At 67.7% G+C, this 22602-nt stretch carries 22 protein-coding genes and 6 pseudogenes; 12 read left to right on the top strand and 16 right to left on the bottom strand.

Features of this window, described 5'->3' with window-relative positions:
• Positions 1–33 precede the first annotated feature (33 nt).
• Positions 34–933 carry a conjugal transfer protein TrbL family protein gene (locus AB0H64_RS02925; RefSeq protein WP_357619410.1) on the bottom strand — a complete coding sequence of 300 codons (900 nt, stop codon included), beginning with the start codon at positions 931–933 and terminating at the stop codon, positions 34–36.
• Positions 934–980: 47 nt separating this feature from the next.
• Here AB0H64_RS02925 and AB0H64_RS02920 point away from each other — a divergent pair.
• Positions 981–1154, top strand: a pseudogene (locus AB0H64_RS02920) (IS5/IS1182 family transposase); the annotation flags it as partial.
• A 94-nt stretch (positions 1155–1248) separates the two neighbouring features.
• A complete protein-coding gene (locus AB0H64_RS02915) occupies positions 1249–1758 on the top strand; it encodes a DUF5946 family protein (RefSeq protein ID WP_357619408.1) in 510 nt (169 codons plus the stop codon).
• 58 nt (positions 1759–1816) lie between these two features.
• Here the strand turns inward: AB0H64_RS02915 and AB0H64_RS02910 are convergent, their stop codons facing one another.
• On the bottom strand, positions 1817–2800 hold the full coding sequence (locus AB0H64_RS02910; RefSeq protein ID WP_357619406.1) for a DUF5937 family protein: 984 nt from the start codon (positions 2798–2800) through the stop codon (positions 1817–1819).
• 194 nt (positions 2801–2994) lie between these two features.
• Between AB0H64_RS02910 and AB0H64_RS02905 the strand changes: the two genes are divergently transcribed.
• The 6 genes and pseudogenes from AB0H64_RS02905 (at position 2995) to AB0H64_RS02880 (ending at position 8485) form a co-directional block, all read left to right on the top strand.
• Positions 2995–3480: a hypothetical protein gene (locus AB0H64_RS02905; protein ID WP_357619404.1), complete on the top strand. Its 486-nt coding sequence runs from the start codon at positions 2995–2997 to the stop codon at positions 3478–3480.
• A gap of 207 nt (positions 3481–3687) precedes the next feature.
• Positions 3688–4916 (top strand): annotated as a pseudogene (locus tag AB0H64_RS02900) (IS256 family transposase).
• Positions 4917–5297: 381 nt separating this feature from the next.
• Positions 5298–5504: a hypothetical protein gene (locus AB0H64_RS02895; protein ID WP_357619402.1), complete on the top strand. Its 207-nt coding sequence runs from the start codon at positions 5298–5300 to the stop codon at positions 5502–5504.
• A gap of 357 nt (positions 5505–5861) precedes the next feature.
• Entirely contained in the window at positions 5862–6377 is a 516-nt protein-coding gene (locus tag AB0H64_RS02890; RefSeq protein WP_357619400.1) for a DUF3592 domain-containing protein, read from the top strand.
• 59 nt (positions 6378–6436) lie between these two features.
• Positions 6437–7290: pseudogene (locus AB0H64_RS02885) on the top strand (IS5 family transposase).
• 31 nt (positions 7291–7321) lie between these two features.
• A pseudogene (locus AB0H64_RS02880) lies at positions 7322–8485 on the top strand (IS701 family transposase).
• Positions 8486–9084: 599 nt separating this feature from the next.
• Here the strand turns inward: AB0H64_RS02880 and AB0H64_RS02875 are convergent.
• The 12 genes and pseudogenes from AB0H64_RS02875 to AB0H64_RS02820 form a co-directional block, all read right to left on the bottom strand.
• Positions 9085–9348, bottom strand: coding sequence for a hypothetical protein (locus AB0H64_RS02875; protein WP_357619398.1), 264 nt, complete (start codon positions 9346–9348; stop codon positions 9085–9087).
• 570 nt (positions 9349–9918) lie between these two features.
• Complete coding sequence (locus tag AB0H64_RS02870; protein WP_357619710.1) at positions 9919–10140, bottom strand: DUF2637 domain-containing protein; 222 nt, start codon at positions 10138–10140, stop codon at positions 9919–9921.
• Between the two features lie 424 nt (positions 10141–10564).
• The gene (locus AB0H64_RS02865; protein WP_357619708.1) at positions 10565–10909 is read right to left on the bottom strand and encodes a tyrosine-type recombinase/integrase; all 345 of its coding nucleotides are present in this window, start codon (positions 10907–10909) and stop codon (positions 10565–10567) included.
• Positions 10910–10915: 6 nt separating this feature from the next.
• The gene (locus AB0H64_RS02860) at positions 10916–11272 is read right to left on the bottom strand and encodes a hypothetical protein (RefSeq protein WP_357619396.1); all 357 of its coding nucleotides are present in this window, start codon (positions 11270–11272) and stop codon (positions 10916–10918) included.
• 76 nt (positions 11273–11348) lie between these two features.
• Positions 11349–11753, bottom strand: a complete 405-nt coding sequence (locus AB0H64_RS02855) for an integrase core domain-containing protein (RefSeq protein WP_357619394.1) — start codon at positions 11751–11753, stop codon at positions 11349–11351.
• The gene (locus AB0H64_RS02850) at positions 11735–12340 is read right to left on the bottom strand and encodes an IS3 family transposase (RefSeq protein WP_357619392.1); all 606 of its coding nucleotides are present in this window, start codon (positions 12338–12340) and stop codon (positions 11735–11737) included. Before AB0H64_RS02850 ends, AB0H64_RS02855 begins: the two co-directional genes overlap by 19 nt.
• Complete coding sequence (locus tag AB0H64_RS02845; protein WP_357619706.1) at positions 12289–12606, bottom strand: helix-turn-helix domain-containing protein; 318 nt, start codon at positions 12604–12606, stop codon at positions 12289–12291. Before AB0H64_RS02845 ends, AB0H64_RS02850 begins: the two co-directional genes overlap by 52 nt.
• A 100-nt stretch (positions 12607–12706) precedes the next feature.
• Positions 12707–12937, bottom strand: a pseudogene (locus AB0H64_RS02840) (hypothetical protein); the annotation flags it as partial.
• A 21-nt stretch (positions 12938–12958) separates the two neighbouring features.
• On the bottom strand, positions 12959–13069 hold the full coding sequence (locus AB0H64_RS02835) for a DUF3696 domain-containing protein (RefSeq protein ID WP_357619390.1): 111 nt from the start codon (positions 13067–13069) through the stop codon (positions 12959–12961).
• Positions 13059–13826 (bottom strand): pentapeptide repeat-containing protein, encoded by a 768-nt coding sequence (locus AB0H64_RS02830; protein WP_357619388.1) that lies wholly within the window; start codon positions 13824–13826, stop codon positions 13059–13061. Before AB0H64_RS02830 ends, AB0H64_RS02835 begins: the two co-directional genes overlap by 11 nt.
• Before the next feature lie 17 nt (positions 13827–13843).
• Positions 13844–14459: pseudogene (locus AB0H64_RS02825) on the bottom strand (transposase family protein); the annotation flags it as partial.
• Between the two features lie 786 nt (positions 14460–15245).
• Entirely contained in the window at positions 15246–16118 is an 873-nt protein-coding gene (locus AB0H64_RS02820) for an NAD-dependent epimerase/dehydratase family protein (RefSeq protein WP_357619386.1), read from the bottom strand.
• Between the two features lie 118 nt (positions 16119–16236).
• Between AB0H64_RS02820 and AB0H64_RS02815 the strand changes: the two genes are divergently transcribed.
• Complete coding sequence (locus tag AB0H64_RS02815) at positions 16237–16755, top strand: MarR family transcriptional regulator (protein WP_357619384.1); 519 nt, start codon at positions 16237–16239, stop codon at positions 16753–16755.
• A 53-nt stretch (positions 16756–16808) separates the two neighbouring features.
• Here the strand turns inward: AB0H64_RS02815 and AB0H64_RS02810 are convergent, their stop codons facing one another.
• Positions 16809–17819, bottom strand: coding sequence for a DUF5937 family protein (locus tag AB0H64_RS02810; RefSeq protein WP_357619383.1), 1011 nt, complete (start codon positions 17817–17819; stop codon positions 16809–16811).
• A gap of 54 nt (positions 17820–17873) precedes the next feature.
• On the opposite strand from AB0H64_RS02810, the gene AB0H64_RS02805 reads away from it, so the two are divergent.
• Positions 17874–19160 carry an MFS transporter gene (locus AB0H64_RS02805; RefSeq protein ID WP_357619382.1) on the top strand — a complete coding sequence of 429 codons (1287 nt, stop codon included), beginning with the start codon at positions 17874–17876 and terminating at the stop codon, positions 19158–19160.
• Between the two features lie 57 nt (positions 19161–19217).
• Here the strand turns inward: AB0H64_RS02805 and AB0H64_RS02800 are convergent, their stop codons facing one another.
• Positions 19218–20588, bottom strand: coding sequence for a PLP-dependent aminotransferase family protein (locus AB0H64_RS02800; protein WP_357619380.1), 1371 nt, complete (start codon positions 20586–20588; stop codon positions 19218–19220).
• Between the two features lie 75 nt (positions 20589–20663).
• Between AB0H64_RS02800 and AB0H64_RS02795 the strand changes: the two genes are divergently transcribed.
• Together AB0H64_RS02795 and AB0H64_RS02790 are read left to right on the top strand one after the other, a co-directional pair.
• Entirely contained in the window at positions 20664–21839 is a 1176-nt protein-coding gene (locus AB0H64_RS02795; protein WP_357619378.1) for an MFS transporter, read from the top strand.
• Positions 21836–22492 (top strand): HAD family phosphatase, encoded by a 657-nt coding sequence (locus AB0H64_RS02790; RefSeq protein WP_357619376.1) that lies wholly within the window; start codon positions 21836–21838, stop codon positions 22490–22492. Before AB0H64_RS02795 ends, AB0H64_RS02790 begins: the two co-directional genes overlap by 4 nt.
• Positions 22493–22602: the final 110 nt, after the last annotated feature.

Raw genomic sequence — 22602 nt, 5'->3', positions numbered from 1 at the left:
CACCGCTCTGCTGGGCTCGGGTCCGGAGGGTCATCATCTGGCCGAGTCCTGCCGGGCCCCTGGCGTAGTACGTCTCGCGCGGGTAGCCGTACACCGGCGTGATCGCGGGAACGGGCGGCTTCCGCTTGGGAGTGGGCCGGTACTTGCCCTGGACAGCTGGAGCGGTCGGCGCGTGCTTGACCGGGGCGGGCTCCCAGTCCTCCGCCCTGACGGGACGGATGGCACCGGTGGGGGCGTGCTTGACGGCCGCGGGCCGGCGGAGGACGCGGATGCCGCTGTGATAGCCGTGGTTGCCAAACCTGCCGGTCCGCCGATGACCCCGGCTAGCACCTTGCCGGCCACAGCACTCGTGATGGCCTTGCGTCCGCCGTGACGCCGGCCTCTGCCGAGGTTGAGCCCGGCGAGGAGGGGAGCGGTGAGCTTGTACGCCACCACGCTCTTCACGATGCGGGTGATGGCGGAACTCCTTCCGCCGCCGATGAGAATCTGCCGGGAGATCCACGACGGGATCCGCACCAGGATGATCAGCAGGCAGATGGCGAGCAGGAGATTGACCAACTGGCCGGTGGGGGCGATGCCCAGCAGGAGCCGGCCGTCCTGGTTGAAGAAGATCCGCACGGCGAGCGTGAGGGTGAGCGACTGGGCGACCTGGATGATGAGCAGCCCACCGAAGGCGCGCCACCAGAAGCGGGCGACCCCGATGGTGTGGGGCAGGGTATGGCAGGCCAGGGCGAGGGGAGCGCCCACGACCAGGACGAGCACGAGCGCTGAGCGCATGATGAAGGTGACCAGCAGCAGCACGAGCAGGATGACCCCCACCAGCTCCAGCAGCGTGTAGAAAATCTGGCTGTTGCCGGGAGGGACGATCAGGGTCCGGATTGACGTCGCGGCGCGCTCGGCGTCGAAGTCCCCGCTGAGCAGGGCGAAGGACAACGCGTTGGCGAGCTCGATGACCTTCCCGCAGATGAGGAAGCTGACGTATTCAGGCGGTCATCCCCGTCAAAGAGGACCAGAAGGCCAATCGGCTCAAGCGTGGCTCAGCCGGAGGCCGCCCGCCCAACTTCGACGCCGAGTGGTACAAGGAGCGCAACACCGTCGAGCGCTGCTTCAACAAGCTGCGGCAGTTCCGGGCGGTGGCCACGCGCTTCGATAAGCGCGAACGCATCTACCAGGGAACCATCGACGTCGCGTCCATCAAGATCTGGCTCCGCGACCCGGTTCGGCGATCAAGAACATAACCTGAACCGCATGAGTGTGTGCCCCGGGTGCCGCCTTGAACTGCCCGACGAACGACGGACGAGCAACGAAACCCGATACAACGCCTCGCCCGAGTGCTTGCGGCTTTCTGGCGAGGTCGCCGCGTTCAACCATGCCCATCCCGCCCGGCTCGCCATCTGGCACCAAACTTGTGTGGACGCCTACGGCGCCCAACACGTCAGCGCAGGCACCAAACCGATCGCCGTGGCGTTCGCGCTGAACGGCCTCTACCTGGTCTTTGAACGCGGATTCACCGGTCTGCAAGCTCGCAACGCCCACGGCTACCTGGCCAACACCGTCCCGTCTTGGCCCCGCTTCACCCCGCCAGACAACGTCGGCAAGGTCACGGTCTTCGACGTCACTATGGCCTCCTCCGTGGGCGAGCACATCGACCTGGTCCAAACCTGGGGCCGCAGCGTATGGGCCGCCTGGAGCCACGTCCACAACGAGATCGCCACCATGACCGACGCCCAGCTCGGTTCCTGGCACCCACACTCCTGATCCGAGCAGATCCTGCACAGAGCCGAATCCAGCCACCGTCAACTCCGGGAAATACGCCCTAGTCGCGGGATTCTTCCAGTAGACGTGCTGCCTGTGCGGTCCGCTGGTACAACACGTAGCGCCCCTCTCTGACCTTGGTGACGAGGCGTGCGCGGTGCAGTGCGTTGAGGTGGTAGGAGACGGTGCCCGGGCTGTATCCGATCCGGGTGGCGAGTTCTGCGGTCGACCGGGCGGTTTCGAGGTCCGCCAGCAGGGCCGCTCGGGCGTTGCCGACCACTTGCGCGATCCCTCCAGGACTGCGGTCCCGGCTGGCTCCGACACTCTGGGCGGGGTAGTAGAGGACGAACTGCCCGGGGACATCGACCTGGATGATGACGTGGGGCCAGTTGAGCACGCCGGGGGCCAGGACCAGGTCCCGGCCAGTGACATCGATTTCGCCATCCCACCACTTGGCGAGGGTGACAGCGTCGCCAGCCCAATTGATGTCGGGGTGAAGTGCTCCGAGCGCTCGGCCGATGCCATGGGTGGCGATGGCCGTCGCGCGATGGGCGATGTCCTGATCCATGATCGAGCGCAGTTCGGGCCAGCCGTCGGAGAGGGTATCTCGCCAGAATCGGGCGAGACCGTTGGCGAGACGTCGCTGCATCCGCCCCGACTCCGCGATCCGGCGGGTCGTGGCCCGCAGTGGCCTGCTCCAGTGGGTCCGGGTGTAGGTGAAGACCTGGGTTTCGACGTCGCCCTGCGCTGTGGCCTCGATCTGCGCGATCTGCTCGTCGAGCAGGTCACGACGCTGCACGTCCGTCCCTGGCTGCGGGGTGAGCAGGTCGGGCGTGTAGGTGTCGCCGTTCTGCGGCATCAGGTCCGCGAGCAGGGCGACATCCGGATGGGCAAGAGACGCGCGGGCGAGTGGTCCGGGATCTCCGAACACCGGGTGCCGTCTCGACGCGGCGGTGAGCTTCAACCACGCCATGGACTCCGACGCCGGAGAGGGCGACAACCGGGTCCTGGACACCGTGTCGGCGTCTACACGCAGCGCGAGCACCGCCCCGACGCTAGCAGTCGTCGCGGTGGATTTGAACTGGCTCGAATGCTTTGCGGCGCAAAGTCCACGCGAGGTTGAGTGGTGTCGCCGAACAACGGCGGCAACGTTCACTGCCCGATCTGAGGCGGTCGCCTCCGCACGACGGTGATACGTGGCTTGTGCACCCGTACTCGAAGCACCTGGGAGTGGTTGTCATGGTGAGGCTGAAGGACATAACGAAGGCGCAGAGCCGCACGAGGAAGGTCGGCGCGGTCGTGGCCGCGGTGGCGTCGGTTACCGGGATGGTCTTCGCGGCGGCGCCCGCCACCGCCGCCGCCTACCCCACCAGCACCTTCTCGATCGAGGTTGGGGCGAGCTACTACAAAGGCACGGTCACCTGGTACAACCGATCGGTCGGCGTCACCGGAGCGTTCAAGGCAGTCGGGTGCCGGCGGGTGTACGCGGACACCAGGATAGCCAACTCCGGACGGCGGTTGGACTGGCAGAGTTCCAGCACCTGGTGCGACGAATCTGGGCCCGCGACCCTTCCCGTCAACGCGGACGTCGCCGGCGGGGCCACCAAGGTCAATGTCTGGATGACCACCGGAAACGCCAACGAAGGCCTCGAATACTTCTCCTGCTATCCCGACTTCAGCACTTGCTTCGGTCCCTATGTGGGACTGCCGGCGGAATACCGCTAGGGGACGACCAGGCGGATATGGCTGACCTGTGGTGATGCACGGTTGCGGCACCGTCCGGCCTGAGCTTGTGACCCGCGCAGGGGCGCCGAAGGTTGCGTCCACGGGAGTGGTGTAAGAGTTTGACCTGGCCACAAGTGTGGCAGTCGTGAAAGAGGGACGGCCATCGCGTGATCCTTTGAGTGCTATCCGAGGTCAAAGGAGAGGGCGATGGCCGTGGACAACAGTGTGACGGCTGGACAGTGGCTGGCGAAGCAGATCGAGACAAGCAACCCCGACGTGTTGAGATCCATGGTGAAGACCATGGCCGAGGCGTTGATGTCGGCCGAGGCCGACAGCTTGTGCGGAGCGGCCTACGGCGAGCGCAGCAGAGACCGCATGAACTCGCGTAACGGCTACCGGGCGCGGGAGTGGGACACCAGGGCCGGCACGATCGAGCTGGCGATCCCGAAGTTGCGTCAGGGCTCGTACTTCCCGGACCGGTTGCTGGAACGCAGGCGGCGGGCCGAGCAGGCACTGATCAGTGTGGTGGCCACCTCGTATCTGCTGGGTGTGTCGACCAGACGGGTGGACAAGCTGATCGAGCAACTCGGCATCAAGAACATCTCCAAAAGTCCGGTCTCGCAGAGGGCCAAGGTCCTCGACGAACAGGTCGAAGCCTTCCGCACCCGGACACTCGACAATGGCCCCTACACCTTCGTCTGGCTGGACGCGCTGACGCAGAAGGTGCGTGAGGGCGGGCGGATCATCAACGTTCACGTGCTGGTGGCCACCGCCGTCAACGCCGACGGCCGGCGTGAGATCCTCGGTCTGGAGGTCACCTCCGCTGGAGATGGCGCGGGCTGGCTGGCGTTCCTGCGCGGCCTTCTCGCCCGCGGTCTGTCCGGCGTGCAGTTGTTATCTCCGACGCCCACGCAGGTCTTGTTGCCGCGATCGGTGCGACTGTGCCGGGTGCGTCCTGGCAGCGCTGCCGCACCCACTACCTGCGTAATCTCCTCACCGGGGTGCCCAAGTCCGCTCAGCCGTTCGTCGCCACGTTGGTGCGCACCATCTTCGACCAGCCTGACGCTGCCGCCGTCAAAGCTCAGCACGCCTGGGTCGTCCAGACTTTGGAGGCCAAGCATCCCGCTGCGGCCGGGCATCTGGACGCTGCCCGCGACGAGCTGATCGCGTTCGCCGCCTTTCCAAAGGAGATCTGGTCGAACAACCCGCAGGAGCGGTTGAACAAGGAGATCCGCCGCCGCACGGACGTGGTTGGCATCTTCCCCGACCGGCCGGCCATCGTCCGCCTCGTGGGGGCAGTACTGGCCGAGCAGACCGATAAGTGGGTCGAAGCTCGCCGCTACATGGGCCTGGAGGCTCTCGCCAAGGCCCGCCTTAGGGCGCTGCCCGGCGACACACCCACACAGAATCCACTGCCGCAGACGCTTACCGCTTAACCTGCAGAAACAGGATCACGCGAAGATCGATTCATACACCACATCCGTGGACGTGACCCAGGTCGATGGCGGGCTGCTACAGCTACCCGCCAGGTCAGTGCCGGTTTCGCGCTGCTAGCGGGGGTGCTTCCGGAAGCAGGCCGGGTCGCTGCCGGCAGTGGCCTGCCGGCGGCCGCGCCGTCCCATCCACGGGACCACAGGATGCCCGTGGTCCCGTGTGATGTTCGGCCAGGTCAGCGGCCGGTGTGACGGTGTTCCGGCTCAAGCTCCAGGTCTCCGAGCCATTGGCCTACCGCGTGCGCGCCGGCGTGGTCGGCGAACAGGCTGCAGCCCTCGTCGTCGACGCCCTTGGGGTCCGGCCCGCGTCGCCGGGCTCTGCAGGTGGGCAGCTCGACCAGTTCCGCCTTGCGCCTGGGCGGCGTGCAGGCCCGGGTGTCCGGGCTGCAGCTCGCAGCCGTAGGCCAGTCGGCGGGCGAGGGCGCCGTCGGCCAGCGGCTCCCACTCGGCGTCGGTGAGCAGGTTGTAGGCCGGGCACGTCGCCGGGCGGGGGTGCCGGTGCAGGCCGACGGCGACGGCGAGGGCCTGTGAGGCCGTCTCGGTGACCGCGTAGATGGCGTCCTGGACTCGGGCGGCGTCCTCGCCGACCAGGTGGGCTACGTGAAGGTGTGTCAGGTGAGGCCGAAACCGCACAGGTTCGGGCTTCTTAGGTAGGAGTCCGGCGGGATACGACGTGTCAGCACCGCCCGGCTGGCAATCCTGGGTAACCGTGAGCTGCGACTGTCTGCCGCGCCGGCCCGTGGCCCGGACCGCTACCCGGGAACTCTGCTCAGGCCAGATCGTTGATCTCATAGTGGGCTGAAGGAGAAACGGGGTCGAATGGGCAGCGCCGGTAGGAGCAAGAGGCGCAGGCGTAGTGGAAAGCAAGAGGGGGCAGACAGTTCGCAGGTGAGCTCCGATCCTCATCCCCGGACATCGATGCGGGACCGTCTCTCCTCCATTCACGGCCAGATCGCGATCGCGCTGATGCTCATAGCAATCGGCATGTCGGTGGCCACGGTGAATGATTACAGAGCGGTGCAGCGGTTGCGGGAGAGCGGCGTGTCGGCTATGGCCACCGTTGTCCGCACCGAACATAGCCGCTATTCGTCTGACGATGCCATTGTCAGGTTCACCACACGCGACGGTAGGCACATCCGGACGCGAGTCGATGGTTCCCGCTGGCAGGGGAGTCCCCTGATCGACGATCAGCGACAGGTGCTCTATGACCCTGCCGATCCAAGTGGCAATGTGCTGGATCCGCAGGCCGGTTTCATGCAAATCGTGAATCCGAGGGAAGCGGTCGTCGTCCTCCTGGCCGTCCCCCTGGCGATTCTGTTGTGGTGGCAGCAAGCCGACGCCTTCTTCTGGCTCAGCTTCTGGATAACAAAGATGAAGCGGCGCCGGGGAACGGCCGACCGCTAAGAGGTCATAACAGAATGAGATGACCCCCATCCTCACGGTGATGATTGTCGTTGGTTGGTGTGAGGAAAGGTGAGCAGCTGCCGTGGATCGTCTCGGACAGCTTGTGGGAGCGGATCGAGCCGTTGTTACCGAAGGTGCAGCGGCGCACGCATCATCCGGGGCGCAAGCGGCTGGATGACCGGAAGGCGATGTGCGGGATCTTGTTCGTGCTCTACACCGCCATCCCGTGGGAGTTTCTACCGCAGGAGCTGGGCTTCGGCTCGGGCATGACGTGCTGGCGGCGGTTGCGGGACTGGCATCAGGCCGGCGTCTGAAACCAGCTGCACCGGCTGTTGCTGGGCGAGTTGCACGCCGCCGGTCAGCTGGATTGGTCCAAGGCGGTGATCGACAGCTTGCACGTCCGGGCGCTCAAGGGCGGCCCAAAACCGGGCCGAGCCCGGTCGACCGTGCCAAGCCGGGCTCGAAGCACCACGTTATCGCCGACGGCAACGGCATCCCGCTCGCGTTGTCGCTGACCGGCGGCAATCGCAACGACGTCACCCAGTTGCTGCCGCTGATCAAGGCGATCCCGCCGGTGCGAGGGCGGCACGGCCGGCCCCGTAAGCGTCCTGCCTGCTTGTACGCCGACCGCGGCTACGACCATGACGTCTACCGCCGCCGGGTCTGGCGCGTCGGCATTCGTCCGCACATCGCCCGGCGCGGCACCCCGCACGGCTCCGGGCTGGGCGTTCATCGCTGGGTCATCGAACGCACGATAGCCCTGCTGCACTGGTTCCGCCGCCTGCGCATCCGCTGGGAGATCCGCGACGACATCCACGAAGCGTTCATGACCCTCGCCGCCGCGATCATCTGCTGGCGACGCCTCGATAGGTCCTTTGTTAGGAGCTCTAATACTGCAACGGCACTTGTGTAGATCGGCCCGTTTGGTGATCATTCTGTGTCTCATGACAGTGGTGGATCTTGAGGTGTGGTCGGCAGGGCTGGCGGAGCTGCATCAGCGGATCGCGGGACGGTTTGCTCGCTCGGAGCCGCGTGAGCGGGTGCTCGCCTACATATGAGGTCTGCTCGCGGGGCTGGAGCGCAAGAACGGCTGGACTTTGGCCGAGTTCGCCGGCCAGATCAGCCCGGACGGCATGCAGCGGCTGGTGCGCACGGCCGACTGGGATGCCGACGCGGTTCGCGATGACCTTCGCGACTATGTGATGGCTCATCTCGCCGACCGTGACGGCGTGCTGATCATTGACGACACGGGGTTCCTCAAGAAAGGCGCGCGCTCCGCCGGCGTGCAACGGCAATACTCCGGTACGGCGGGTCGGACCGAGAACTGACAGATCGGCGTGTTCCTTGCCTACGCCTCCTCGCGAGGCCGGGCGTTGATCGACCGGGAGTTGTACCTGCCCGCCTCCTGGACCGACGATCGCGCCCGCTGCCGGCAGGCCGGTATCGACGATCATGTGCAGTTCGCCACCAAGCACCAGTTGGCCAAGGCGATGCTCACTCGGGCGTTGCAAGCCGAGGTGCCCTTCACGTGGTTCACCGCTGACGAAGCCTACGGCCAGGCCAAATCCCTGCGCGTGTGGCTCGAGCAGCGCGACGTCTTCCACGTGCTGGCCATCCGGCGCGACGACACCGTCGTCAGCATGCAATTGCAGCAGCGGCGGGTCGATGAGCTGGTGGCCTCCTTACCCGCGCAAGCCTGGCGACGCCGTTCGTGCGGTGACGGCGCTCACGGCCAGCGCCTGTACGCCTGGGCGCGAGTGCCGATCCGACCGCTGCGTGTGGCCGGTCGCGGCCACTGGGTTCTGGCCCGCCGCTCCCTGACCAACCCTGACGACATCGCCTACTACGTGTGCTACGGGCCCGCCCGCACCACCCTGGATGAACTGCTGCGGGTCGCCGGATCGCGCTGGGCCATCGAAGAGTGCTTCCAGTCCGCCAAGAACGAGGCCGGCTTGGACCACTACCAGGTACGCAGCTACACCGGCTGGTACCGGCACATCACCTTGTCGATGCTGGCCCACGCTTTTCTCGCAGTCACCGCGGCTGAGGCAAACGGGACCGAGCACGCGCCGACACTCCACCAGACGATCATGATCTCATCCCCCTGACCGTCAACGAAACACGGCGCCTGCTGGTCCACCTTCTCCTGCAACCCCGGCATGCACCCCACCACGTCCTCGCCTGGTCGCGATGGCGCCGCCGCCGACAAGCCCAAGCCCGCCGCTTCACTACCGCAGACGCGGCCGTCCCATCCCACAAGTGCCGTTGCAGTACTAAGAGCACCTGCCTCCCACGGCGGGACCGTCCCGCACACGACCTTCCATCACCACAAGATCAACTTATGTGGTGCGCTGATCATTTGAGCCCAATACCGGTTTCGGGACGGTCGTTCTGGCTTTCACGCATGCGGTGCCGGCGGGTTGACAGAGAGCTTGAGTCGCAAGATCTACTACACGCACATCGTTGGTCGGCGGTGAACCGCCCGCAGCCGTGAGTCAGGAAGGCGCGCTGCCCGATATCCGCTGACTGGCCGCGCTCTTGTCGACCGGGTACCGCCCGATCGAGAACGTCTAACGCCGATCGCTCTGGCACCGCCACCGTCAGGCCCCAACGCTGTCATCACCGACAGATCCACGCCGTGATCGCCAACATGCCACCAGAATGGCAGGGCCGTTGCCAACCGCCGAGCCGAGAGCCCGGACCGTCCTCAGCTCATGAAGACGAGCTGGATGAGGACGGCGACCGCCGCCCCGATACCCGTGACGGTGCCCACGACGCGAAAGGGGAATTCTTCGGTTCTCCGGTAACTGATGTACTCGTGCAGGCCTCTGGCGAAGAGGGCGGCGAACGCGCAGGCGGCGGCCCCGAGAACCCCGAGGACGCTCGTACCGCCAAGTACGTCAGCGAAGACGGCGTAGTACATGAATTCGAAGCCGATCAACACGCCGGCCGCGGGCAGACCCCAGGTCAACCAGAGATTCTCGGGAGTCTGGGACTGTTTGCGGATCCTGTTCTCCCAGAAGCGCTGCCAGCCGTTTGAGGGGGCCGGGGAACTGCGCGGTGCGTTGGTCGCGTGCGGGGCTCTGCTGCCGCGTCGGCGATCCCGATTCCGCGGGCGTCTCTTACTTGTGCTGCTCTCCACACCCGGTCAAACGAACCCGATGATCCCGACGTTCCACGAGCGGACGGGTCCAATTAGAGCGTCACGTACAAGCATCGATCTGCGAGTCGGCGCGGCCGCGTGAAGGTAGTTCTCCGGCGAGTCCTGCTCTCTTGACGAGGCGTCCCCACCGCGGGGAGCGGCCGAAGTTTTGCGCGATTGCCAAGCCGCTGGGAATCCTACCTTGCTGATCGCGATTCGCCTGCGCCCATTGCCACGCCGTGAGCTGGAGCGTCCGAGCGGGCTCCACGCGGGAAGAGGGAGTGCGCTGTTGACTGTGCTTTCCCGCGCCCGGATCCGATCCACGTTGCGCGAGCATCCTGAGCTGGCTCATCAGTATTTCGTACGCGCCGATTAGAGCGAAGCTCGGCCAGCCGGCGATCAAGCGGGCGACGAGCGTGGGCTCCGCGACGGCAGTGTTGGCTCCAAGGCTGGCGAGACTGCTGATGACGAGCATGATCCATGGCAATGCGCCGCCACGGCGGCCGGCCGGCTGGCCAGGAGAAGGGACATGGACGCGACGACGATGGTCCCGTCAACCGCAAGGGGGATGAGCGCTGCTGCGATCTCGTCTTCGCCGTGCTTCAGGGCCAGCTCATGCATGTGCCGGAACGAGACAACTGCAGCTATCGCCGCCAGCAGAAGCACGCTTGCCGTAGTCGTCCGTCGTATCCGTGACTCGAACTGGGAAGAGAGCGATTCTGCGCTCTTCGAGCCACCTGCCGGGGACGGAGTTGGCGGCTTCTCCGAAGTGATCTCAGGCATCCCGAGATCGCCTGCCTGCTGCGAGCCGCCCACAAGCACTGGGACCAGTTTGGGACCAAACGCAGTTCACGCACCGGAACGATGCGCAGGTCAGTGAACGTGATCCGCTTCTGGTGCTAGGCGTTTGACCAGCGGAAACCCCTACTCCCACGTTCTGGGGGTCAAGGGGTCGCAGGTTCAAATCCTGTCGTCCCGACCAGTTCGACGCTGGTCGAGCAGGGTGTCATCCATCAGGATGGCACCCTTTCGCGTTGGTGAGTGACTACCGGGCGAAGAGGGTGTCCATCGCCGCCGCTCCTTGCAGGAGTACGGGGCGGATCTGCTTTCGGTAGACGGCTTCGGTGACCGCCGTGCCGCTGTGGCCGACGAGTCGGGCGATGTCCTCCAGGGGGACGCCGGAGTCGGACAGCAGCGAGACGAAGCTGTGCCGCATCTCGCGGGGCGTCCAGTAGTACGCGGGCATCCCGGCGTCCTTTACGATCTTCCGGAACGCGCGTCGGACATTGTGGGCGTCGAGAGGTGTGCCGACGAGCGAGGCGAAGACGAGCCCGTGATCCTGCCACTTCTCGCCCGGCCACCTTCCTGTCCTTCCGCTGCTGCTCGCGATGCGCCTTCAACGCTTCCACGCAGCGCTTGGGCAGCGCCAGGGAGCGCCGTGAGCGCTTGGTCTTGGTGTCGCCTCCCTCGCGTACGGAGCGCCACACGGCGATCCACGGCGGGATGTCCTTGTCCGGGTCGCCGACGAGATCGACTCCTTCCAGGTGAGCGCCCGTAGCTCTTCCGTACGGGCGCCGATCAGCAGCGAGAGGACGACGTAGGCGTACAGGCGCGTACCCTCGGCTGAGTCGAGCAGGGCGGTCGCCTGGTCGAGGGTGAGGGACTTGGACGGGCGGCCTTCCTTGCCCTCCGGGATCTCGCAGAGGCCCACGACATTGCGCTTCACCTTGTCGCGGGCCTGGGCGAACTTCACCGCACGATTCAGGCACGAGTGGAGCAGCCGCACCGTCCGGGCGCTGAGTACCTCGGCCTTGCCGACATGTCCCGCGTCAAGAAGGTGGCAGGGTTTCTGGGCGGGAAAAGTTGGGGGTCGTCGGGTCGGCCTGACCGAGGTAGACCTCGATCGGCCGGTTCATGGCGATGCCCTCGTGCGGGCGCTGGGTGTTGAACTCTGCGCGGTAGGCATGGGCGTTCAGGGCGAGGGTGGGACCGTCGGGGATCTCCTCGCGGTAGAGCCGCTCGTATTTGAGCGAGCCGAAGGCGCGTTCCCGCACGCCGTTGGTGTGCGGCGACTTCTTGCGGGTCCGGACGTGTTTGAGCTCGGGATGGGCGGCGAAGAAGCGGGCGAACGCAATCGACTTGAACGCGGGTCCGTTGTCGGTGACCACGGTGACCGGGCGGATCTGTCCGGTGGCCGGATCGGTCACCACATCGATCAGCGGACGGCCCAGCAACGCGGTGACCTCATCGAGGGCCAGCCGGAGGGCAGCGATGGCGTCACTGGCGTTCTGGTGGTGGCCACATGCCAGCCGAACTCGTATTTCGCGTGGTAGTCGGCGCAGCCGGCGATCCGCCAGGTCCCGCCCGAGCTGGTCTCGAACTCGGTGAAGTCCAGCTGCCAGACCTGGTTCGGTCCTGTTGGGATCTGAGCGAATGCTGCGCGCCGCTCCGCCGCCCAGGCCCGGACCTCGGCGGTGTGGTCGCGTCCTTGGAGCAGGCTGCGGCGGCGCATGATCCGCTCCACCGTCGAGGCGGACACCTGGTGGCCGTCGAAGCGGCATAACGCCCAGATCTTGCGGTGGCCCCAGGCGGGGTGGGCCTCGGCATGCTTGATCACGTACGCTTCCACCGCCTCTGCGACAGGCGCCGGCCACGGGCCGCGGACCGGCAGCTCGTTGCGCGATCGTGCCTGCCAGCGCCGGTAGGTCCGCTCGGGGATGCCAGTCAGGCGGCAGAACCTCGAGGTCGGCATCCCCGCTTCGGTGCGGATCACCTCGAGGTCTTGGAAGGGGCCAGGCGGTGCTCGGCCGACTTCTTCCACACCCGCAGCTCGACGTGGGCTTCGCCGAGGGCGGTCTTCAGCTCCTCGATCTCGGCTTCGAGCTGAGCCTCGCGGCTGGGGGTGCGTGAGTTCTTTGCTACGAGGCCTGCGCGGCCGTTCTCGATGAACTGACGCTTCCAGGTGCCGATCGACTGTTCCGAGACTCTGGCACGGCGGGCGGCCTGGGCCACCGTCATCTCTCCGGCCAGAATGCTCAGCACGATCCGGACCTTCTCATCGACCGGGATCGCAGGGGGTTGAGGCATCACGGACTCCTTGGTCAGAGGACAAGCATGGACCTCTGCCAGAAATCATGACGCGGGACACGCCCTCTGTGGCTCGTACGAGTTCGTCAAAGGCCGCTTGTCAGTGCAGCCAAATCTGATGGGGTCGGCTTCCGATGCGAGTGTTGGCCCTCGTTCGCCGTCTCCGACGCCCACAGTGAGATGTCTGTATGGCCTGGTCGATCCGGGTGGTGTGGTGCGGGCAACAGCGCAGTCGGGCCAGGACCTTCCAGGTCTTCAAGGTGGCAACGGCGTGTTCGCCGCAGGCGCGGATGCGGGCATGAGCGCGGTTGACCGATCGCTGGTGGCGCGATCGGCACCAAACGCGTCGCCGTCAGTTCAGCAGCTCGTCGTGCGAGTTCTCCCACTCGTCGAAGAACCATTCGGGCCGCTGGGTGAGCATGCCGTCCTTGTCGACGCGGGGACGGAATAAGCTACCGATCATTCGTCATGACACGCAGCGACCCACCTTTGAGTGTGAGCCATTCTTCGAGCGCAGAACCGGAGAGTTCGCGGGAAATCCCATTTTCAACGATCACCACAGGCCCGAAAACGGACCCAGATGCACCAACGAGCTTGGTGTTTTGATCCAATGTGACCTTGAATGAATTTTCTTGAAACACAGCATTGCTGAGATCTGCGGAACGAAGATTCACCCCCAGCAACGAAGAACCCATGAACTGCGTTCCGCGACAACTTGCCCCTGATGCGTCAACACCATAAAGAGACGCCTTCACCAAATTCGCTCCGTCAAGGATAGCCCCTCGCATGACCGCGTCATCAAGGTTGACTCGCACCAACGAGCATTCCGTCAGGTCTGCTCCGCTGAAGTCGGCACCGTGGGCGTCCGAGCGGTACAACTCCGCTCCTCTCAGCCGCAGGTTCACCAGCTTTGCGCCGGTGAACCATGATTCGGAGAAGTCGCCGTGGGAGAGGTCGGCGCCGGAGAGGTTGAGCCCTACGGCGTCCAGTCCGCCCTCGCCAGCATCGATCCACTCGCGCACGCGCTGGGCTGCGATGCCGTCCTCAGGAGGCCTGGCAGGAGTCCAGTGATTACGGGTACCAGATGACATTGTCTTCTCAGCCGTTCTTGTCGACGATGCATTTGATGTCGTCAATCGCTGCCTGTTTCGCGTTTCTGGCATCCAGGATAACAGTGCGCTGTTTTTATGGCGATCTGCTCGGACAATATTCTGATCCATCGACCATTGAGTGCTTTTCAACTTGCCTCGCGGAGTTGAAGGATAAGGATGGCCTTGGCGAGCTGACCCACGAGAAGAGGGCAGCAGCGTAGCTTGCGGAGGATGCGCCAGGTCTTCAACTGCGCATTGGCGCGTTCACCTGGTCCGCGGAGCTTGGCATGCGAGGAGTCGGCAGTCTTCTGTGAGGCCGGCTTGTTCTTCACCTTGTAGGGCACCCGCACGGGCTCACCGGCGCCGACGTAGCCCTTGTCAGCCAGGGCGATCAGTCCGGCAGCTTTCAGGCGGTGCACGATGCCCCAGATCCGAGCGGCCCTGAGGTCGTGCACCGAACCCGGCAAGGGAGCCGGAGGTCCACAACGGCGTGCCATCGGGGGCGGCCAGGACCTGGATGTTCATACCGTGTTTCTTGTGCTTACCGGAGTAGTAGGGCCGGTCGGCGGCGACTCGATCGATGGGGATCAGGGTGCCGTCCAGCACCACGAAGGCGTAGCCGGCATGCCGGGCGGCTCGTAACGCCTGGTCCAGGCCGGGCGAGCGGTCGGCCGGCAGCGTCATGGCTTCACGGATGTAGCGCCATGCGGTGGTGGCGCCCGCGGCGAAGCCCGCTGCCAGTTCGGTGACTGTCTCGCCTTCATCGGGGGAGTCGTCGGGGCCAGGCTGAACCGTGTACACGAGCGGGTCATCCCAGTGCACCGACCAGCGCCGTACTCCGCCTGGAAACATGTGTGGCTCGCCGTCTAGTTCGAGCAGCGCCAGGGTGCCGTTTCTGAGCACGCCCACGACGGTTCCGCGCTGGCCCACGAGCCATCCGGCCGAGGCCCGCGTACGCGACGGGCTGTGCAGCATGTCCACGATCTTGGCGCGGCAGCCCACACCGAGCGGTGGCATGATCGGCGCGCAGTTCCAGCGGTCGCCGCGTTGGGGGCGTCTGGTCAAAAGGGCCGGCAGGGCCGGTGAGTTCGAAGCGGCGGAGAAGACACATGCCGTCGGCTCAGTTGGCTCCTGCTGGCCACGGCAGGTCGCCTGATGGCGCAACCGGGGCATTGGGGCCGTGCATTGGCAATGGCTCTTGCCCCAGGTGGCAAGACCTCACTGGCTCCACGACATCGCGCTGGTATCCAGCTTCTTATCAGGAAGCACGTGCTCATGGCATCGGCCCGATCTTGTCTGCGCCTCCCGGGGGGTGACCACGGAGAGGTTGATACGCCTTCACGGACGCCAGGTCGGAGGCATGCAGCGCACCGGCGAGGTAGTTGCGACCCGCGGTCGCCCCGGAGGGCGACCGCCACGCACGTTCATGCGCCGCTTGAGGGGGGCAGGGCCAAAGGTGCGACCCTCGGTGGGCTGGATCTGCTCAGGTCCCGACGATGCGTTCGATGAGCCGCGGCCAGACCGCCGGCCTTACGTCGTCGTGCGAGATTACTTGGCGGAGCCGGCGCGAAGCTCGGCCACAGCGTCCTCGTGCCGGGGCCGCCAGTCCAGCTCACGACGCGCCGCATCGCCGCTGACGCTCTGGTCGAGGGCCAGGGCGTCGGCGAACGCCTCGCCGAGCGTCGCGCGTGCCTCCTCCAGCGGCCACGCCTGGGGTCGCCCCGAGACGCCGGCGGCGTCGCCGGCTGCGGCGGCGAGCTCGTGCACGGGCACCGCGGGCTCCGTGACTCCGTGCCACAGCGTTCCGGCGGGTGCCCGCTCCAGCGCCGCCACGAAGAGATCGGCCAGATCGTCGACGTGCACCATGGGCCAGCGCACCGTAGCCGCCCCGACGTAGCGTGGGGCTTCGTGCTTGCGTGCCAGGTCCACCAGCAGCGCCGGGATCCCGCCGCCACGCCCGTGAACGATGCCCGGGCGGATGACCACGGACCGCACGCCGTGCCCGGCTGCGTTGATCACCTGGCGCTCGATGGCCGGCCGGTAGCCGACGATCGGGATGGGGTTCGTCGGGGCGTCCTCACCGGCGGGTTCGGGGCCGGTGGCGCCGAGGACCCACACGCCGCTCGTGTAGACGAACGCTCGCCCGGTGCCCCGGAGCGGTTCCGTCAACGCGGCCACGGCGGCGGCGTCCGCATCGGGGTCACCCGTGGGTGTCGCCAGGTTGACCACCGCGTCGATGTCAGGTGTCACCGCCGCGCTCAATGAGGACGGGTCGGTCAGGTCGCCGACGCGCCGGGCGCGCCCCCGGTCCGGCCCGTCGCCGGAACGGGACAGCTCCACCACGTCGTGGCCCGCCTCGGTCAAGTGGTCGGCGACCACGGTTCCGATGTAACCGGTGGCGCCGACAATCAGGACCTTCATGTCACTCACTCCTCCATCGAAAACTTCGATGTCGAAAACTTAGACCACGCAGTCGCGCGATGTCAAACACTTCCATGTCGAAGTGTTACCGGGTATTCCGCACCTTCGGAGGAGGCCCATGACGACCCTCGATCCTCGTGACGGAGTGGACGCGATCATCGCTCAATGGCAGATGGTCCGCCCCGACCTGGATGTCTCGCCCATGGGCGTCATCGGCCGGCTGTCCCGCTCCTCCCGCCTCATAGAACGCGCGCTCAAGGAGAACTTCGCCGCTCATGGCATCGAGCCATGGGAGTTCGACGTGCTGGCCACCCTGCTGCGCGCCGGACCGCCTCACGTGCTCAACGCCGGTGAACTCAGTGCTGCCGCCATGGTCAGCTCGGCGGCTCTGACCAACCGCATCGACCGGCTCATGGACAAGGGACTGGTTGACCGTGCAGTCGACCCGGACCACCGGCGCCGCGTCCTCGTCTCCCTGACCGACGAGGGTCTGCGCCTGGTGAACACGCTGGTCGAACAGCACCTGGCGTACGAGCGCCGGCTCCTGGACGGCCTCGATCCCGCCGACAGCGACCACCTCGCCGCCCTCCTGCGCCGCCTGCTCGTCTCCCTCGGAGACACCACGCCCTCGCGCTAGCGAGAGAACGATCCACGTTCCCGGACGAGCGGCTCCACCAGCTCGGCGGCCTGTCACCGCGTGTCTTCGGAGTCCTCCGCGGCTTCGTCCGTGATGAGGGCGTCGCCGAGCTCCGAACGCAGATACAGGATCGAGCGGCCGTGGCGTGCGCTGGTGAGCAGGCCGGCGTCGCGCAGAGCTCGCAGGTGCTGGTTGACGGCCGAGGTGGTGACGCCTAGGCGGCCGGCGAGCTCTGTCGAGGACGCCGGCGTCTCCAGCGCCGTGAGCAGGCCCGCGCGCGTCGCGCCGAGGAGTTCGGTGAGCGCCGCGGGGGAACGGCGGGACTCCGCCTTCCAGAGCGTTCCGGCGCCGCGCGTGCCGTACATGAGCAGGGGTGGCTCTTCCGGTGAGATCGGGGCGGTCACGCCCCTGCCGAAGAGCGTCGGCACCAGGGTGAGCCCTTCTCCGCCGGTGGACCGGCGGTAGCCGGCGTTGCTGACCAGGCGAACGCGTACGACGCCCTCGTCCAGGCGGACCCGCTCGTTGAGGCCGGCGAACATCGCCGCCAGACCGTGTGCGGAGATGACCTGTCCGCGGTAGATGATGTCGGCCTGCAGGACCGTCCGCATCCGTGGCCACCACGGCGCGAAGCAGGTGCGCCAGTACATCCGCAGCGCCTCCGTGATGCGTGCGCGAACGGTTGCCGGGTCGCCCCGCAACGGTGCGGGCAGCCGCCCGGGATGGAGGGCGCGCAGGTCGGCGAGCATGCGTTCCGGGGGCACGCGCGCGACGGCGGCGAGTTCGTCGTCGATACGGGTGAGGGGAGCGTGCGGCCGGGGTGTCAGATAGTCGGGCGACCACAGCGCGTCGTTCGTGAGGGCGTGCAGCAGGGGGAGGTCGAGCCCGGATCGAACGTGCTCCGTGCGCCGCAGCCAGGGCAGGTGCACGGGATAGCGTCCGGGGTCCCGGAACGTGCGCAGTGACAGCGTGAGCTCGTTGATCGGTGAGACGGCGAAGCGCACGTCGGCGACGTCCATCCCCGCGAGCTCGTACGCGATGAGCCCACCGCTCCGGACAACGACCATGTACCCATACGCTACATCATTGGTTTCCATGCCCCCGGTGCGAGAGAACGGGGCGTGATCCGAACCTTCTTCCCCGAGGACCGCGTCGGCCGCTCCCTGACTCTCAGCACGATGGCGTTCGCGCTGTCCAGCGGCGTCTTCTACACCGTCAGCACGCTGTACTTCACGCTTGTCATCGGACTCGGTGCGACGACGGTCGGCCTGGGGCTGGGCATCGCGGGCGGCGCGGGCGTGCTGGCCTCGTACGCGTCGGGATGGCTCGCCGACCGGGTCGGCGCGCATCGCGTCCAGACGGTGGCCACGGCCCTCAACGGCCTGGCGATGCTCGCCTACACGCTCGCTTCGGACGCCGTCGTGTTCACCCTTGTCGCCTGCCTGGCCGCGCTGATGCGCTCGGCGAGCGGCACGTCGAAGCAGGCGATGCTGGCACGGTGGTACACCGGCCCGGAACGGGTGGTGGTCCGGGCGCGGATGCGCGTGGTCACGAACGTCTTCATCGGCCTGGGCACCCTGGCCGCCGCCGCGGCGCTCCTGACGGGCAGCGCCGTGGCGTACCGGACCGCGATGACCGCCTCCGGAGTCCTGCTGCTGGCGGCCACGGTACCGCTGGCACGGCTCGGATCCCTGGTGCCGGAGCTCCCGGCCCGGATGGTCGCCTCGACGGAAGGCCAGGCGGCCGGGACCCCCGTGAAGGGACCGTCACCGCTCAAGGACCGCACGTATCTGGCGAGCGTGGCGTGCAACGCCGTCGTGGCCGTGCAGTTCGGCCTGCTGACCGTCGGCGTCCCTCTCTGGGTCGCCTCCACCGGCGCCCCCACCGCCATCGTGTCCGTGCTGCTGGTCCTCAACACCGTGGTCGTGGCCGTGCTCCAGGTGCGTGTCTCGCGCGGCGTCCACGACCTGCGTCGCGCCGGGATCGCCGTCCGGCGCGCGTCATGGCTGCTCGCGCTCGCATGCGGTCTGTACGCGCTGGCGGGCTACGGAAACGTGATCACCGCCTGTGTCCTGCTTCTCCTGGCGGGGCTCGCCCACGCCTTCGGCGAGATCCTGGGCGAGGCGGGCGGCTGGGGCATGGCCTTCGAACTGGCCGACCAGCGCAACGCCGGCGCCTACCAGGGCCTCAGCCAGACCGGCTACGCGATCGCCGCCATGGTCTCACCGGTGCTCGTCACCGCCACCGCCATCGAACACGAAACCGTGGGCTGGCTCGCGCTGGCCGCGCTGTTCGTCGCCGGCGGCACCGGCGCCGCGGCGGTCGCCCGAAGGCATCGCCCCAGACCGACGTCCGTCCCAGACGTCCCCGTACCGGCCCAGGACTCCTGCAGCCACGGCCAGGGGTGAAGCAGGCGTTGGACCTGCGACCTACCTGGGCTGTCCGCGCCTGGCCGGCCTCGGACGCTACGGCCCTGGCTGGGCGAAGCAGGCGGCGAAGGTCGCGGTCAGAGCGTCCAAGGCCGCGGTGTAGGCGTGGTCGGGGGGACGGCCGTAGCCGATGATGACGCCCTGGCGGGTGGAGGGCAGTTCGCTGCGCTCCGACAGGTAGCCGAGGGCGAGTCCATGGGCCTGCGCGACGGTTCGGATGTCGGTCTCGGTGGGGCCGTCCGGGGGGAGGAGGGCCAGGGCGTGCAGGCCGGCGGCGATGCCGGTCAGCGCGATCGGAAGGCCTGCGAGGTGGTGGCGGAGTTGGTCCCGGCGGCGGAGGTACCGCTGGCGGGAGGTGCGGATGTGGCGGTCGTAGCCGTGGCGGGTGATCAGGTCGGCCAGGGTCAGTTGACCGAGGTGCTCGGTGTGGTGGTCGGTGTGCAGTCTGGCGTCGGCGACCGGGGCGACCAGGCGGGGCGGCAGGACCATCCAGCCGATCCGCAGCGCCGCACCGAGCGTCTTGGACGTCGTGCCCAGGTAGGCCACATGGTCGGGGTCGGCGCCCTGCAGCGCGCCGACGGGCTTGCGGTCGTAGCGGAATTCGGCGTCGTAGTCGTTCTCGACGATCAGGCCGCCGGACGAGCGCGCCCAGTCCAGCAGGGCGCGCCGCCGGTCGGGGTGGAGGGTCCGGCCGGTGGGGTACTGGTGGGCCGGGGTGACCTCCACCGCGTCGGCGCCCAGGCCGCCGAGGAGGTCGGTACGGGCGCCGAGATCGTCGACCGGCAGCGGGATCACCCGTGCGCCGGTGCGGCGGACCGCCTCGCGGTGCATCGGGACACCCGGGTCCTCCATCGCGAACGTCCCGCCGATGACCGCGGCGAGCAGCGTCAGTCCCTGCAGGTACCCGTTGGTGATCAGGATCGACTCCGGGTGGGCCGACACGCCCCGGGCCCGTCCCAGGTATCCGGCCAGCGCGGCCCGCAGCTCCGGGCGTCCCCGCGGATCGCCGTAACCGAAGGCGTCGGCCGGAGCCGATCCCAGGGCGCGCCGCGACGACTCGAGCCACGCCGCCACCGGGAACGCCGACGCGTCCGCGCTCCCCGGACGCAGATCGTGCCGCGGCTGCTCCACCGCCGCCGGCGCGGCTGAGGCCGCCGACGCGACCTGCGGCGGCAGCGCCACCACGGTGCCCGAACCCTGCCGCGCGGCCAGATAACCCTCGGCGATCAGCTGGTCGTAGGCCGCCCGCACCGTGCCGCGCGCCAGCCCCAGATCCTCCGCGAGCCTGCGGGTCGCCGGCAGCCGGGTCCCGGTCGCCAGGCGCCCCGACCGCACCGCCTCCCGCAGCGCCCGCTCCAGCCCTGTCCGCAGCCCCTCGGTGGCGTCCAGTTCCAGATGCAGATCCATTCCAGGATTGGGCCACTCATCCACCATGGAATTGGATCTTACCGGCGGCCCAATCGTGTCCTTAGGGTCGTCCGGGTGACCACGGTTCGACCTCCGCGGGCCGTCTCCCGCAAGACCGTCCGGCTGCTCGCGACGGCCTATGGGCTGACGATCGCGAACCTCTACTACTGCCAGCCCCTCCTGATGGAGATGTCCCGATCCCTCGGCCCGCACGCCGCCGACCACTTGATCGCCGTCGGCCAGCTCGGCTACGCCCTCGCCCTGATCCTCGTCGTCCCCCTCGGCGACATCGTCCCCCGCCGCCCCCTCCTGGCGGTCCTGCTCTGCGCCGACGCCGCGGCCCTGGTTCTGACCGCCGCCACCCCCACCGCCGGACTCCTCCTGGCAGCCGGGGCACTCATCGGGCTCACCGCCGCCGCCGTCGTCAACACCCTCATCCCCTACGCCGCCGCCCTGGCCGCTCCCGATGAACGCGGACGCGCCATGGGGACGATGCTCACCGGCGGCCTCACCGGCATCCTGCTGTCCCGTACGGTCGCGGGTCTGGTCTCGCAGGTCGCCGGCTGGAGAACCCTGTTCGCGGCGGCGGCGGTCGTCACCCTGCTGCTGGCGGTCGTCCTCACCCGTGTCATGCCGCCCTCCCCACCCGATCTGGTTCTCCCTTACCGGGCCCAGCTGCGCGCCACCGTCCGACTGGCCGCCACCCACCGCCTGCTGCGACGGCGCTCCTTCATCGGGGCCTGCTCCTTCGCCGCCTTCGGCGTGTTCTGGTCGACCGTCGCCCTCCGCCTCGCCGAGCCTCCCTACGAGTACGGCCCTGCCCAGATCGGTCTGCTGGCCCTGGTCGGCGCCGCCGGAGCGGTAGTCGCCGCCCGGCTGATCGGCCGTGCCGCCGACCGAGCAGACCGCGTTCGCCTCACCAGGGCGGCACTGGCCCTCGGCGCCGCGTCCTTCGCCGCCCTGTGGGCCGGCGGACACCATGTCGCCTGGCTCCTCATCGGGCTCCTGGCCATGGACACCGCCATCAACGCCACCCATCTGCTCAACATGAGCGTCGTCTACGGCATCGACGACGCCCGCGCCCGCCTCGCCTCGGTCTACATGACCGTCTACACCCTCGGCGGCGTCATCGGCGCGGCCGCCGGACCCTCCGCCTACGCGGTCGGCGGCTGGAGCGCGACCTGCCTCCTCGGCGCCGCATTCCTCGCCATCGCCCTCGGCCTGACGTTCACCCGAACGGAGAACCCATGAAACCCCGGCTGGTCATCTTCGACAACGACGGCGTCCTCGTCGACAGCGAACCCACCGCACACCGTGTGCTGTCCGAATATCTGACGGAACTGGGCTTCCCCTTCACCCTGGAAGAGTCCTACCGGTACTTCCTCGGCAACGCCGCCCGCAACATCCACACGGTCGTCGCCGACCGATACGGCGGCACGCTCCCCGCCGACTTCACCGCACGCTGCCACGAGCGGGTCTTCACCGCCTTCAAGCAAGGAATGGACGCCGTCCAGGGCGCTTCCACCGTCCTGACCGAGCTGCGGCGCCGTGGCATCCCCTACTGCCTGGCGTCCTCCTCCGACCACGCCTGGATCGACCTCACCCTCGACCGGACGGGGCTGCGCCCCCTGCTGCCGCGCGGCGTGGTCTTCAGCGCCCAGGACGTCGGCGGCGTCGGCAAACCCGCCCCCGACCTCTTCCTCCACGCCGCCGCCTCGTTCGGCACCGACCCGCGCGACTGCCTGGTCGTCGAGGACAGCCCCAACGGCGTGCGCGCCGCGAACGCCGCCGGCATGCCCGTCGTCGGCTACACGGCTCTCACCCCCGCGAGCAGGCTCACCGGAGCCACATCCTTTGTCACAAGCCTGACGGGGATCCTGGACCAGCTCGACCACGACTGTTGAAGAACCGAACCTTGGCCCTGACCCGCCACGAACGTGACGAGGCCCACCGGGCAGGCCAAGCAGTCGGCGCGGGACGTGCCCGCGGCGCGCTTGCGCCGCTGGTGGCTCTC

The organism is Nonomuraea sp. NPDC050733, assembly GCF_040654215.1.
GTDB lineage: Bacteria > Actinomycetota > Actinomycetes > Streptosporangiales > Streptosporangiaceae > Nonomuraea.
The sequence above is the reverse complement of the archived record's forward strand: the minus strand, read 5'-3'. Positions and strand labels throughout refer to the sequence as shown.